Genomic DNA, 13,130 nt, shown 5'->3' on the forward strand with positions numbered 1-13,130 from the left:
ATTACTTCACCGCCTTCCATGCTCTATACATGTCTTTTGCAAATCCAATTTTTCCACGGCCGGCCGTCATTTTCTTCATGATCTTCTTTTGTTTCTCCCATTTAGGTGTTCCATCAACGGTAAAGAACGTATTCATTGCTTGGTTCATCATTGGTACATACTCTTTGAAATACTGTGGATTCTCTTCGAACGTGTGAGCTGCATCTTTATATTTCTTTAAGTCTTTCCCTATAAAGCTGTCATAAATTTCTGTTCGATAAGAATCAAGCGAACGTTCTGAGAAGTCTCCTGTTTCTTTTGCTTTCATCACAGTCTCTGCTGCAATTTTACCAGAAGACATTGCCATGTTAGATCCTTCACGATGAATGGCATTAACAAATTGTGCAGCATCTCCTGTAACAATAACGCCATCTCCAACAAGTTTCGGTACTGTGTTGTATCCACCTTCAGGAATTAAATGGGCTAAATACTCCTGTGATTCGCCGCCTTCTACATAAGGTTGAATCATCGGATGATTTTTCACATGCTCCAATAATTCATGCGGCTTAAGCTTATGCTTAATCATACTTGAAAGTGTGGTTCCAACACCGACGTTAATACTATCTTTATTCGTATAAAGAAATCCTGTTCCTAATAATCCATGTGTGGCATCCCCAAACATCTCTACAGATACCCCTTGATTATCTTGAACGTTGAATCTTTCGTTGATTGTTTTTGGTGGTAATTTCAGCACTTCCATAACCGTTAATGCAACTTCGTTTGGCTTCCATTCTTTATGGAATCCTAGCTGTTTTGCTAGTAAAGAATTCACTCCATCTGCTAAAACAACAACGTCAGCATACACTTCACCATCAGGACGATCTGTTCTTACTCCAACAACTTTTCCATCTTCCACAATGCACTCTGTAACGACCGTTTCGTTAATTAACAATGCACCTTGCTCCACTGCTTTATCTGCAAACCATTTATCAAACTTAGCTCTTAAAACAGTGAAGTTATTATATGGTTCTTTTCCCCACTCTAATCCTTTATAACTCGTTGTAACCATGGACTCTTTATCCAAAAACCAAAATCTTTGCTCAACAACAGGACGCTCAATAGGTGCTTCTTTCCAAAATTCTGGAATGATTTCTTCTAATTGTTTTCGATAAAGAATTCCACCCATAACGTTTTTTGAGCCTGGAAATTCTCCTCTTTCAATTAACAACACTTTTAGGCCATTTTTAGCTGCTGTAAATGCACAACTTGTTCCTGCAGGTCCAGCACCAACTACGATTAGATCAAATTTTTCAGACATCTGAGGTCACCCCTTCTACTTCTACGCCTTTTAATGCTTTACGGAATTCTTCCGTTAGCATTGGTACAATTTCAAATGCGTCCGCTACAATCCCGTAGTGTGACGCGTTGAAAATCGTTGCATCAGGATCATTATTAATTGCAATAATCATGTCTGAATTTTGCATTCCAACGACGTGTTGTACCGCACCTGAAATTCCAATAGCAAAATAAATTTTCGGTGTAACCGTCAAACCTGTTTGCCCTACTTGATGATCGTGTCCGCAAAGTCCAGCTTCCACTAAATCACGGCTTGCACCTACAGAAGCATTTAGCACATCTGCTAGTTCTTTCACCATCGCAAATCCTTTTTCATCTTTGATACCTTTTCCAGCTGCGACAATAACGTCAGCATCTTCTAAATTCACAGCTTTTTGAGTATCTCTTACTATTTCCAGCACTTTTGTACGAAGATCTTCTTCTTTTAAAGAAATCGATTCTTCAATAATTTTACCTGTACGACCTTGTTCTGGCTCAGGCTTTTTCATCACTTTTGGACGAACGGTAGCCATTTGTGGCCGATGTTTTTTACACAAAATCGTCGCCATAATATTTCCACCAAAAGCAGGACGACTTGCTTCAAATAAACGCTTCTCAAGGTTAACATCTAGCATCGTTGTATCAGCAGTAAGTCCTGTCATGACCTCTGTTGCAACAGCACTAGCTAAGTCTTTTCCGTTTGACGTAGCACCGTAAACAAAAATTTCTGGCTTATACTTTCGAACGAGATCTCCCACTGCTTTCATATACGTTTCCGTTCGATATTGTTCCAAAATAGGATCATCAATCACATAAACAATGTCTGCACCATAAGCATATAACTCACTTGCAGAGTCTTTGACTTGATTACCTAATAATACACCGCACAAATTCACTTCTAATTTGTCGGCCAATTCTCTTCCTGCCCCTAGTAATTCCAGACCAACGTCAATGATCTGCCCCTCTTGTTGCTCGATAAACACCCAAACGTCCTTGTATTCTTCTATATTCATGCTTTTCCCCCACCTTTCACACCAAACAACTCGCGTTTTTCAAGAGTAACTGAAAGCAATCTATCCACTTGTTCTTTCGTAGTTCCTTCAATCATCTCTGCTCCGGAGCTTTTTTCTGGTGGCCACATTCTACCTACTATGGTTGGTGACCCTTTCAATCCCAATTGCTTGATATCCACATCGTCTAAGTCATCCACCGTCCATACCGTAGGTTCATATCGTGCGGCTCTCATCATGTTTGGCATTGGTGAATAGGCAACTTCGTTCATTTCCTTTTCAACAGTCAATAGACTTGGTATCGTCGTTTTAATAACTTCATAACCATTCTCAATCTTTCTACGTACTTTCATTTCTCCGCTCTCCGTGTTGATTTCGTCTACCTTAATCACATTTGTAATTGGCGGAATTTCTAGTCTTCGAGCAATCCCTGGGCCAGTTTGCCCCGTATCTCCATCAATCGCGTGCTTCCCACATAAAACCAAATCAATTCCTTCTTGCTTTTGCAACTTTTCTATAGCTTTGTATAAAGCGTAACTTGTTGCTAATGTGTCAGCTCCTGCAAAACGGCGATCGGAAATCAAATAACCTTCATCCGCTCCAATTTCCACACATTTGCGAATGGCCATTCTCGCTGTAGGAGGTCCCATAGAAAGGACAATGACTTTCCCACCATGCTCTCCCCTAAGGCGTACAGCTTCTTGTACCGCATGTGCATCATAAGGATTCAAAATAGCTGGAGCACTTGAACGATCCAATGTGTTCGTTTTAGGATTTACTTTAATAATCTTCGTGTCAGGTACTTGTTTAATACAAACAAGAATATTCATTTTGTTCCCCACCCTCTTTTCATTCATATGAAAAACTAAACCTTGATTAACCGAGTCAACAAATTATTATTTTCTTGCTTTTTGGCAATGGCTCTTCATTTGAATCACAATGTCAACTGAGAAAATTCCCCTTTTCTCTTTTTACATCGCACCCCTTCATTTTCATGTGAACCAATTATTCTCATCTTCCAGCATTCGATAAAACGATTGTTCAATCATTCACGAAACTACTTATAGTTGTTTTCACAGCAATTTACGATCTACTCATTCAATGATTCTTGAATCTCTTCATCTATATTGCTGTGAATCTAGAAAATTGTTTTTTCATTCATGCGTAACGATAAGGGATATGCCGTTCAAAGATTTGTGATCGTTTGTACGTTGATGACTTATAAATCCATTCTGTATGTTGCCAAATGCCTCCCTTCGAAAAATCTCCCATCAGTAGAACATTAATAAAAAATCTTTTTTGAGATAACTCACTTATTAAACTTTTTAAACACAAAGGTTGGAAAGCGATTTCCTTAGTTTATTTATATCAAAAATAATGTTAGCAAACAACCTCATTTTTACGATTTCACGAAAAAGTCAAACTTTTTCAACTTTTTACTTTAATAATAATGTAAACGCTTTAATCTATAAAAATAGTGGATAGACTGATCTATCCACTTAAAATGATTATAATTAACTTGTTTTGCTTTGTTATAATCAAAGAATCAGAAATATAATAAAATTTTAGTTCCAATTTTTATATTTTTTATTTCCCTGTCCATTCTTAGTTAAAATTATCCATTTATTGTACATCTTTCGCAAACTCTTTTTTATTAAATAGGAAAATTGTTGCTATCATCATTGCTAAAATCAGTCCAAGTGTCACAAAAATACTGATCCAAAATCCTGATTCTACTTCCCCTAAATAAAAGAATTGTTGACTATACGTTGCTAACATTCCAGGTGTTCCTTTCATAAGATCCGGAGCATACAAGCTGAAAATACTAAATAAAATCGCTGTACCAAGAGTAGCAAACGCGACGAAAGCAGTACTATTTAGTAACGCACTTAGACATAACACAATCGTCATGACAAACGTAATCCATAAGGCATAAACGAGTGCTCCGTTCACGACTTGAGATATCGGTATTGTATCAATTAATAGGAACGTGTAGTAAACAGACATAACAAAGCCTAAAACAAAGGAAGTTAAAGATAATATCAACAAATGTACCCATTTAGCAGTTAAATAGTTCACATATGATACAGGTTTTACTAACACCATAATGAGAGTCCCTTGATTTTTTTCCGTTACAACTGTACCCATAAATGCTAAGACGAGAACTAGGAACCCTATTTGACTAAACTGTCCTAACGTTCCGGTTAATACTTCAGCACCGCTTGGTGGAGGGAGCTCCATAACCGTCCCTTCTGGTAATCCTCCAAACTGTTCAAGTATATCTGCAATATAATAGGACGTTATCGGTTGCATTAATCCTAATAACACAAACACCGTCGGTATCCACAACCACTTGAAATTTCGTATCGACTCTCGAAACTCTTTTTTAAATAGGATGATCCACTGACTCCTCATTTCATCACCTTCATAAACAAATCTTCTAATGACGTTTTTGCAACTTCAAATTTGATTAGTTTTAATTCTTGCAGTGTTTTATCTGACAATAATTCTGTTCGGGCTGTTTGTAAATTTTCTACAGTTAGGGTTGCTTTGTTTTTATCTACTTTCACATGTCGAAGCCATTCTTTTTGTTTGATCGTCTCTAACCAATTAGCCATTTCCATTTCAGTTTCGATAAAAAACGTCGGTTGTTGGTAAGTGTTTTGTAGTTTTACCAAACTCCCTTCAACTACAATTTCTCCTTTTTTCATGATAAAAATATCGTCAGAAACTTCTTCTGCATCATGGAGAACATGTGTGGAAAAAAGAATCGACGTACGAGTTTTTAACTGCTTCATTAGTTCAAGAACTTCCCTTCGACCAATCGGATCTAGCGCAGATACTGGTTCATCTAAAATAATTAATTTAGGTTCGTGAACGAGTGCTTGCGCAATTCCTAATCTTTGCTTCATGCCACCAGAGAATCCCGAAACTTTTTTATTTCCACCTTCAGCTAACCCAACTAATTCCAACATTTCTTTTGCTCTAGATTTAGCCGCTTCTTTCGATAATCCCGCTAATTCAGCTGCAAACACTACATACTCTAATCCAGACATCCACCCGAAAAATTTTGGATATTGTGGAAGATAACCTAGGTACTTTCTTCTGTCTCCTGAATAGTCTTCATGAAAGTCAATCGATCCTTCTGTCGGATTCATTAACCCCGTAAGCATATTTAACGTTGTTGTTTTGCCAGCACCATTGGGTCCAAGGAGCGCTGTACAAATTCCTTCACGAATAGATAAATTTATACCTTTAACTGCAACTGTTCCATTGAATTTTTTTGTTAAGCCTATCGTTTCAATTAAATGCATTAATCATTCCTCCTGCCAAACAAAAAATACAAAATCGGTCCGAAAAAATTAACAAAAACAATGACTAATATCCAAATCCACTGAGGTCCATTTGTTTTATCATGTTTAATACAATCAATTAACGCAACGATCATCAGTACAAGAGACAAAATCAGTATCGGGGCGATAAGTGGCCAGTTAACTTCTTGAAATGACTCGATGATTTCATTCATTGGGGTCTCACATCCTCTTTTATACTATTATTCATAACGACACTTTAAACTATTATCAATATTGATAATATTATCATAATCGACATTTATACTTTTGTCTATATCTATTTTCCCTCTAAAATTGAAAAAATGTTGAACATTATAATTAAAAATATTTACTAAAAAACGTAAATAACTCTTCATTATTATCTGGAACACATGTAAAATAGTGGATGTTGCAAAATTGCCGAAATGAAACTTTCACCCGGCTTAATCGTATCTAGGAAAAGAAATATATAATGGAGGTCATGATGATGAAAAGAAAAGGAATAACAATCGTTTCCGGGTTAGCCTTATTGACATTGACAGCATGTGGGGAGGTCACATCAGAAGATGGAATGAGTGTAGAGGATATTCTCAATCAATCTATTTCTGCTATGGAAGATCTAGACTCTTATTCTATTACGATGGATATGGCGCAAGTGATGAACATAGGGGAAGAGGAGGGGGTAGACCTTGATTCTTCAGGAGAAATTTCTGTAACAATGGACCCAATGGCTATGATTCAAAAATCAACCGTCAATATGGGGGAACTAGGTATGGGTGATGAAGAGGAATTAGAGTACATCTCATACTTTACTGAAGAAGATGGTTTCTATGTCGAAGATCCTATGATGGGTAATTGGCTGAAACTTCCTGATAGCTTAATGGAAGACATGGTAGCAATGTCAGACGCACAAATGAGTCCTGAAAAGCAACTGGAACCATTTAAAGATTATATTTCTGATTTGTCTATGGAAACGACTGACGATACCTACGTGATTACTCTAGCCGGTGATGGCATCGACATGAATGAATTAATGGACCAAATGGGTGGAATGGGTCTTGAAGGAATGGATCCAATGGTAAGTGAAATGATGGGAGAACTCGATATCGAATCTCTGAACTATGAATTTGTGATTGATAGAGAAACTTTCTATCAATTAGAGTCTACCATTGACATGAAGATGAGCGTTGATTTCATGGGAGAATCGATGACCACAGAACAGACTGTTCACATGGTGATGACCGATTTTAATTCTATTGAAGCCATTGAAATTCCGCAAGAAGTATTAGAAAATGCGGAAGAAATGTCTGAAGAGGATATGATGGGTGGAGGATTCTAAAGCGATACAAAATATGAAGCAGCTCTAGGGATTTGAATATCTAGAGCTGCTTTTTTCGTTTTATAAATTTAACACTAACACTTTGTCACGCAACATGGAGTCAATGCTTCTTCCAATACCTTGAACACCTTGACCAGAATTTTTCACTCCGAGGAATGGAAAATGATCTGGTCCTCGTGACGTTTTTCCGTTCACTTGAACAGTTCCTACATTCAAACGGTCAGCAATCGTAAACGCATTTTCAAGATTTTTCGTAAAAATACTAGCTTGAAGGCCATATTCATTGCGTCTTTCTAAATCAATGGCTTCTAGCTCATTTTCAACACGCATAATTGGAAGGACAGGACCAAACTGCTCCTGCCAAGCAACATCCATGTCTTCTGTCACATGATCTAAAATCGTAGCGCCAAGAAGGTTTCCATCTTGAATACCCTCAGATACTACCGTTGCTCCTTTTTTCTTTGCATCTTCAATTAAAGATACAACAAAGTCTGCTGATTTCTGATCAATCATTGGCGTAATATTGGCATCTTCCGTTGATTTACCTACCGTTAGTTTTTCAACGTTTTCTTTTATTTTTGCAACAAGTTCATCAGCTACGTTATTATTAACCATCACTCTTTTAATCGCTGTGCAGCGTTGACCAGAATAACTCAGGGCGCCACTAACGATTTCTTTCGCAGACTTATCTAAATCTGCATCTTCTAAAACAATCGCTGGATCTTTCCCACCTAATTCTAGAACAACTGGGATCATGGAAGCTTGTTTTGCAATATGTTTACCAGTTGAGGTTCCACCTGTGAAAGTAATCATATCAATATTAGGATGTGTCACTACAAAATCACCAATGACAGATCCTCTCCCTGTGACAACATTCAATACGCCACTTGGTAAACCTGCATTTACCAAAGCTTTCACCATTAATAAACCACTGATAGCTCCTTGTGTTGCTGGTTTAAATACTACAGTATTTCCTGTAATTAACGCTGGTGCAATCTTTGATGCTGCTAAGTTAACGGGATAGTTAAACGGTGAAATCGCTAGTACGACACCGTGAGGTACTTTTTGAACCATTGCTTTTGTTGATTTAGACGCTCCTGGAAATGCATCTCCTTGAATAAAACTTCCATGAGTGCGTAGCCCTTCTTCTGCCGTATGGCGAATGAGTTGAGCCGTTCTTTTCACTTCACCCTTCGAAGATGATAATGTCTTCCCAACTTCTGCTTGGATCATTTCCCCTATTTCATCTGTCATTTTTTCTAATTCATCTGCCCATCGATGGAGAAGTTCGGAACGTTCATGACCTTCTGTAGCTTCCCAATTCGCTTGAACATCCGCTGTACTTTTAACGGCTTGGTCCACTTCTTCTTGTGTCATAGCCGGTACTTCACCAACAACTCGTCCATCATCAGGTGATTTAATTTGAACTGTATTCCCACCTGAACTTTTTTTCCATTCATTATTAGAAAGATATGGATAGACTGTTTTATCTTGACGTAATTCCATGTTGATCACTCCATTTCTTTAAAGTAAGAAAGCATATTTGCTTTCAATGTTTTATATTAAAACATGTGAAAACACTTACAAACAAGGGATATGCTTCATTTTCCTAAAATTTCTGAATTTAATGGAGTTTTAGTCATTCGGTTGTCGATTATACCAAGCAATCATCGTAGCTAATAGAAAAAATAAAAGCATGATAAAAAGAATTTCGTTATAACGACCAAACGAATCATAAGCGATTCCAAAAGGTAATGGACCTAAAGATGATGCAATGACCGTCGTTGTCATTCCAGCCCCTTTAATACTTCCTAAATGAGCCCTTCCAAAATATTGTGGAATAATTAATGCAATACATAATGTTCCCAATCCACCGGCAATGCCTCTTAGTAAACCAAACAGTAACGCAAGCATATATGAATCCATGTATATCAGAACAACAAGTGCTATAGACTCAATAACAAATGTTAATGCAAAAAGTTTATGTAATGTCACTTTCTCTAATATTAACCCCGCAATAAAACTTACTGGAAAAGCAACAAGAGCCATCAAACTTAAGATAAAAGCCGCTTGTCCCCTAGTCAGATTACCTTCTCCTAGTATAGAAACAATATGAAACGTCATGCCTGTGTTCGCCATGGCTGGCACTGCTATACAAAATAAGACTCCCCAAAACACCTTACTTTTTAACGCTTCATTTAACGTCCAATTTGGTTCATTATCAAAATAAACTGTCTCCTTTGTATTGCTTTTTGTTTTGTTAATCACCTCTCCATCTGGAGCTATCCCATAATTTTCTGGACGATTACGAATAAGTAACCATGCTAACGGTACAAAACTTATCATAATGATCAATGCCCAAAACTGCCATGCTCCTTGCCAACCATACTGAGTGATTAACCAGACATTTAATGGAGGAAGAGCAGCAGAGCTCAGATAACCACCAACTTCCATAAAAGCAAATGCCCGTCCGCGTTTCTTTACAAACCATTGTGGAATTAATGTGTTAGGGATTAGTTCCATTAACCCTTGTCCAAATAACCGTATTAAAAAGAATCCGACTAATAACATAAATGGTCCTGCTATCAAACTGTTTACTAAACAAGCTATCGCTAACATAGTTCCAGCAAAGACAGACATCCAACGTTGGCCCGATCGGTCGATTAATTTACCCATAAATATCATTAATAAGCCGGAAGCTAAAGTTGCTGACGAATATAATGTAGAAATTAACGATCGACTCCAACCAAATTCTTCGACATATGCATCGATAAAAATGGAAACAGAGTACGTTTGTCCTGGACCTGATAAAAATACGGCCCACGCTCCCATGACAACGATCACCCACCCATAATAAAAAGGGGTCTTATTAACAAAATTACGTGGTTTCCTCTCTTTCATATGCCCTCCTTGTGAGTGTATTATGATAAAAACACTATTCTAGTATTTTACTAGTGATCATTCCTCCAAACAATCTATTATAAAAGAATTAGAAAACAAAAAGGAGTAACTTGAAATAAACATTACGTAAATAAATGCCGGTTAGACCGATGCAGTTCCCTTCCTTGAAGAATTACTCCAATCTATACGATTAGAACGAATCATCCTCCTTCACAACCGCACCTTTCTCGCTTCGGACACTATGACCTTCTTTTACTTCCCTTTGCTCGGCGCGCAGCAACTGAAAGGCACTATCTAGATCACTTAGTTCCTTTCACAACCGCACCTTTCTCGCTTCGGACACTATGACCTTCTTTTACTTCCCTTCGCTCAGCTGGTAGCAACTGAAAGGACTTACCAGATTACTTAGTTCCTTTCACAACCGCACCTTTCTCGCTTCGGTCACTATGACCATCCTTTACTTCCCTTCGCTCGGCGTCCAGCAACTGAAAGGTACTAACTAGATCACTTAGTTCCTTTCACAACCGCACCTTTCTCGCTTCGGGCACTATGATCACCCTTTACTTCCCTTCGCTCGGCGTCCAGCAACTGAAAGGCACTATCTAGATCACTTAGTTCCTTTCACAACCGCACCTTTCTCGCTTCGGGCACTATGACCATCCTTTACTTCCCTTCGCTCAGCGCGCAGCAACTGAAAGGCACTATCTAGATCACTTAGTTCCTTTCACAACCGCACCTTTCTCGCTTCGGGCACTATGATCATCCTTTACTTCCCTTCGCTCAGCGCGCAGCAACTGAAAGGCACTATCTAGATCACTTAGTTCCTTTCACAACCGCACCTTTCTCGCTTCGGGCACTATGATCATCCTTTACTTCCCTTCGCTCAGCGCGCAGCAACTGAAAGGCACTATCTAGATCACTTAGTTCCTTTCACAACCGCACCTTTCTCGCTTCGGGCACTATGATCATCCTTTACTTCCCTTCGCTCAGCTGGTAGCAACTGAAAGGACTTACCAGATTACTTAGTTCCTCCTTCGATGAAACGCTCCAACTTGATTGCTAAATACTGTATTATAAATATCATTTACAAACGCTTTATGGAACCGACGATCATATAATTCTCAAAAATGACTAATTTGGACTATTAGAATTTTTTTATCACACTACCATTGCCACCGTTGTTACTCATTTGAGCACCTTCCTTTACGATAATGTAATTTTCTAGACAAAAAAAAGCATTCCTAATCAATAGGAATGCTGGAATTATGTATATGGTGAGCCATGAAGGACTCGAACCTTCGACCCTCTGATTAAAAGTCAGATGCTCTACCAACTGAGCTAATGGCTCGTAGCTTGTTCAATGAGGTTTACTCATGATGCTTACGGACGAAGCGATTGCTTCGATGTCTTACCTGTTTCTTCCTCTTCTAGCTTTTCAATGATGACCATGCGTCGAAACAACTCGTAGTCATTTCATAGATGCTTTGCTCGTCACTGAGCTAATGGCTCGTAACTTATCAATGAATTTAATCATGATGCTTACGAATAATATTACGCTTTGTTGTTTTCATTGTCAATCAACTGCGAATCCGTTCGGCAGCTGTACTTATTCATTTAACTTATAATAAAAGTGGTGACCCGTACGGGATTCGAACCCGTGTTACCGCCGTGAAAGGGCGGTGTCTTAACCACTTGACCAACGGGCCAAACAAAAAGTGGCGGAGAAGGAGGGATTTGAACCCTCGCGCCGCTCACGCGACCTACACCCTTAGCAGGGGCGCCCCTTCAGCCACTTGGGTACTTCTCCTTAATGGCTCCACAGGTAGGATTCGAACCTACGACCGATCGGTTAACAGCCGATAGCTCTACCACTGAGCTACTGTGGAATATGGTGGGCCTAAGTGGACTCGAACCACCGACCTCACGCTTATCAGGCGTGCGCTCTAACCAGCTGAGCTATAGGCCCATTAAAAAATAAAAATGGAGCGGGTGATGGGAATCGAACCCACATCATCAGCTTGGAAGGCTGAGGTTTTACCACTAAACTACACCCGCAAATAAAAAAATTATGTAATTATTAAAGATGATATGCCCAAGAAGTTAAACTCCTAACTTTCTGATCCTGAGTCCAACACTCTATATGATTGAGCTAAGGGTGCTCATGGAGCGGAAAACGGGATTCGAACCCGCGACCCCCACCTTGGCAAGGTGGTGCTCTACCACTGAGCTATTTCCGCTTATAACACGATTTAGGTTATCTATCCATTTCGTAGGACGATAAATATTTATTAGTATTATGAAATTTCAATAAAATGGCAGGGCTAGCAGGATTCGAACCTGCGGGTCACGGAATCAAAATCCGATGCCTTACCGCTTGGCTATAGCCCTCTAAAATAATTATGGGGCGGCTGATGGGAATTGAACCCACGAGTGCCGGAATCACAATCCGGTGCGTTAACCACTTCGCCACAACCGCCTTAATAAAAATGGCAGGGGTAGCAGGAATCGAACCCACATCAAAGGTTTTGGAGACCTTCGTTTTACCGTTAAACTATACCCCTAAAGAGAATGGTGGAGGGGGGCAGATTCGAACTGCCGAACCCGAAGGAGCGGATTTACAGTCCGCCGCGTTTAGCCACTTCGCTACCCCTCCATATATAATTACAAAATATATAGCTTAGTAAATCTTCCTATTTAAAAAAAGTACAAATAAAAAAATGGCGGTCCCGACGGGAATCGAACCCGCGATCTCCTGCGTGACAGGCAGGCATGTTAACCGCTACACCACGGGACCTAGAAAAAAATGGAGGAGGAAGAGGGATTCGAACCCCCGCGGGCTTTGACACCCCTGTTGGTTTTCAAGACCAATCCCTTCAGCCAGACTTGGGTATTCCTCCTTGATATATGGTAGCGGCGGAGGGGATCGAACCCCCGACCTCACGGGTATGAACCGTACGCTCTAGCCAGCTGAGCTACACCGCCACAATTAAATGGAATCATTTTACATTAATATGGTGGAGCCTAGCGGGATCGAACCGCTGACCTCCTGCGTGCAAAGCAGGCGCTCTCCCAGCTGAGCTAAGGCCCCATATATAATTGCCCAGCGACGTCCTACTTTCACAGGGGGAGATCCCCCAACTATCATCGGCGCTGGAGAGCTTAACTTCCGTGTTCGGCATGGGAACGGGTGTGACCTCTCCGCGATCGTCACTGGACATATGAAATTGACAGGTC

Annotated in this window: 9 protein-coding genes, 15 tRNA genes and 1 rRNA gene; 1 reads left to right on the forward strand and 24 read right to left on the reverse strand. The window is 39.6% G+C overall.

The annotated features are described in order from the left end of the window. Nucleotide 1 precedes the first annotated feature (1 nt). From QDN89_RS10545 to QDN89_RS10570, 6 genes are all read right to left on the reverse strand, one after another. Nucleotides 2-1,297 carry an FAD-dependent oxidoreductase gene (locus QDN89_RS10545; protein WP_280770092.1) on the reverse strand — a complete coding sequence of 432 codons (1,296 nt, stop codon included), beginning with the start codon at nt 1,295-1,297 and terminating at the stop codon, nt 2-4. Continuing rightward, entirely contained in the window at nt 1,290-2,327 is a 1,038-nt protein-coding gene (locus QDN89_RS10550) for an electron transfer flavoprotein subunit alpha/FixB family protein (RefSeq protein ID WP_280770093.1), read from the reverse strand. The genes QDN89_RS10545 and QDN89_RS10550 overlap by 8 nt, the downstream gene beginning before the upstream one ends. After that, complete coding sequence (locus QDN89_RS10555; protein WP_280770094.1) at nt 2,324-3,154, reverse strand: electron transfer flavoprotein subunit beta/FixA family protein; 831 nt, start codon at nt 3,152-3,154, stop codon at nt 2,324-2,326. Before QDN89_RS10555 ends, QDN89_RS10550 begins: the two co-directional genes overlap by 4 nt. 793 nt (nt 3,155-3,947) lie before the next feature. Then, nucleotides 3,948-4,739: an ABC transporter permease gene (locus QDN89_RS10560; protein WP_280770095.1), complete on the reverse strand. Its 792-nt coding sequence runs from the start codon at nt 4,737-4,739 to the stop codon at nt 3,948-3,950. Then, nucleotides 4,736-5,638 carry an ABC transporter ATP-binding protein gene (locus tag QDN89_RS10565; RefSeq protein ID WP_280770096.1) on the reverse strand — a complete coding sequence of 301 codons (903 nt, stop codon included), beginning with the start codon at nt 5,636-5,638 and terminating at the stop codon, nt 4,736-4,738. The genes QDN89_RS10560 and QDN89_RS10565 overlap by 4 nt, the downstream gene beginning before the upstream one ends. Beyond that, on the reverse strand, nt 5,638-5,850 hold the full coding sequence (locus QDN89_RS10570; RefSeq protein WP_280770097.1) for a PLD nuclease N-terminal domain-containing protein: 213 nt from the start codon (nt 5,848-5,850) through the stop codon (nt 5,638-5,640). The genes QDN89_RS10565 and QDN89_RS10570 overlap by 1 nt, the downstream gene beginning before the upstream one ends. Nucleotides 5,851-6,140: 290 nt before the next feature. On the opposite strand from QDN89_RS10570, the gene QDN89_RS10575 reads away from it, so the two are divergent. Continuing rightward, a complete protein-coding gene (locus QDN89_RS10575; RefSeq protein ID WP_280770098.1) occupies nt 6,141-6,995 on the forward strand; it encodes a DUF6612 family protein in 855 nt (284 codons plus the stop codon). Nucleotides 6,996-7,055: 60 nt separating this feature from the next. Here QDN89_RS10575 and QDN89_RS10580 read toward each other — a convergent pair whose 3' ends face one another. From QDN89_RS10580 to rrf, 18 genes are all read right to left on the reverse strand, one after another. Beyond that, a complete protein-coding gene (locus QDN89_RS10580; RefSeq protein WP_280770099.1) occupies nt 7,056-8,501 on the reverse strand; it encodes an NADP-dependent glyceraldehyde-3-phosphate dehydrogenase in 1,446 nt (481 codons plus the stop codon). A gap of 129 nt (nt 8,502-8,630) precedes the next feature. Further along, nucleotides 8,631-9,896, reverse strand: coding sequence for an MFS transporter (locus QDN89_RS10585; RefSeq protein ID WP_280770100.1), 1,266 nt, complete (start codon nt 9,894-9,896; stop codon nt 8,631-8,633). A 1,272-nt stretch (nt 9,897-11,168) separates the two neighbouring features. Next, a tRNA-Lys gene (locus tag QDN89_RS10590) sits at nt 11,169-11,244 on the reverse strand. A 283-nt stretch (nt 11,245-11,527) separates the two neighbouring features. Beyond that, a tRNA-Glu gene (locus QDN89_RS10595) sits at nt 11,528-11,602 on the reverse strand. 10 nt (nt 11,603-11,612) lie between these two features. Further along, nucleotides 11,613-11,703 (reverse strand) — tRNA-Ser (locus QDN89_RS10600). Between the two features lie 4 nt (nt 11,704-11,707). Then, nucleotides 11,708-11,782 (reverse strand) — tRNA-Asn (locus QDN89_RS10605). 3 nt (nt 11,783-11,785) lie between these two features. Further along, nucleotides 11,786-11,862 (reverse strand) — tRNA-Ile (locus QDN89_RS10610). Nucleotides 11,863-11,877: 15 nt separating this feature from the next. Next, nucleotides 11,878-11,951, reverse strand: a tRNA-Gly gene (locus QDN89_RS10615). 107 nt (nt 11,952-12,058) lie between these two features. After that, nucleotides 12,059-12,133 (reverse strand) — tRNA-Gly (locus tag QDN89_RS10620). Nucleotides 12,134-12,209: 76 nt separating this feature from the next. Continuing rightward, nucleotides 12,210-12,284: transfer RNA gene (locus QDN89_RS10625), tRNA-Gln, on the reverse strand. 12 nt (nt 12,285-12,296) lie between these two features. Then, a tRNA-His gene (locus tag QDN89_RS10630) sits at nt 12,297-12,372 on the reverse strand. Nucleotides 12,373-12,383: 11 nt separating this feature from the next. Next, nucleotides 12,384-12,457 (reverse strand) — tRNA-Trp (locus QDN89_RS10635). Between the two features lie 8 nt (nt 12,458-12,465). After that, nucleotides 12,466-12,549 (reverse strand) — tRNA-Tyr (locus QDN89_RS10640). 65 nt (nt 12,550-12,614) lie between these two features. Continuing rightward, nucleotides 12,615-12,690: transfer RNA gene (locus tag QDN89_RS10645), tRNA-Asp, on the reverse strand. 10 nt (nt 12,691-12,700) lie between these two features. Continuing rightward, nucleotides 12,701-12,793 (reverse strand) — tRNA-Ser (locus tag QDN89_RS10650). 8 nt (nt 12,794-12,801) lie between these two features. After that, nucleotides 12,802-12,878, reverse strand: a tRNA-Met gene (locus tag QDN89_RS10655). Between the two features lie 30 nt (nt 12,879-12,908). Then, nucleotides 12,909-12,984 (reverse strand) — tRNA-Ala (locus QDN89_RS10660). A gap of 10 nt (nt 12,985-12,994) precedes the next feature. After that, nucleotides 12,995-13,111 (reverse strand): 5S ribosomal RNA (rrf, locus tag QDN89_RS10665). Nucleotides 13,112-13,130: the final 19 nt, after the last annotated feature.

It is taken from the genome of Salipaludibacillus daqingensis (assembly GCF_029891575.1).
In the GTDB taxonomy this organism is placed as follows: Bacteria; Bacillota; Bacilli; order Bacillales; family Salisediminibacteriaceae; genus Salipaludibacillus; species Salipaludibacillus daqingensis.

Coding starts and splice junctions, on each gene's coding strand:
- QDN89_RS10545 (WP_280770092.1), bottom strand. CDS start 1,297: ATGTCTGAAAAATTTGATCTAATCGTAGTTGGTGCTGGACCTGCAGGA.
- QDN89_RS10550 (WP_280770093.1), bottom strand. CDS start 2,327: ATGAATATAGAAGAATACAAGGACGTTTGGGTGTTTATCGAGCAACAA.
- QDN89_RS10555 (WP_280770094.1), bottom strand. CDS start 3,154: ATGAATATTCTTGTTTGTATTAAACAAGTACCTGACACGAAGATTATT.
- QDN89_RS10560 (WP_280770095.1), bottom strand. CDS start 4,739: ATGAGGAGTCAGTGGATCATCCTATTTAAAAAAGAGTTTCGAGAGTCG.
- QDN89_RS10565 (WP_280770096.1), bottom strand. CDS start 5,638: ATGCATTTAATTGAAACGATAGGCTTAACAAAAAAATTCAATGGAACA.
- QDN89_RS10570 (WP_280770097.1), bottom strand. CDS start 5,850: ATGAATGAAATCATCGAGTCATTTCAAGAAGTTAACTGGCCACTTATC.
- QDN89_RS10575 (WP_280770098.1), top strand. CDS start 6,141: ATGATGAAAAGAAAAGGAATAACAATCGTTTCCGGGTTAGCCTTATTG.
- QDN89_RS10580 (WP_280770099.1), bottom strand. CDS start 8,501: ATGGAATTACGTCAAGATAAAACAGTCTATCCATATCTTTCTAATAAT.
- QDN89_RS10585 (WP_280770100.1), bottom strand. CDS start 9,896: ATGAAAGAGAGGAAACCACGTAATTTTGTTAATAAGACCCCTTTTTAT.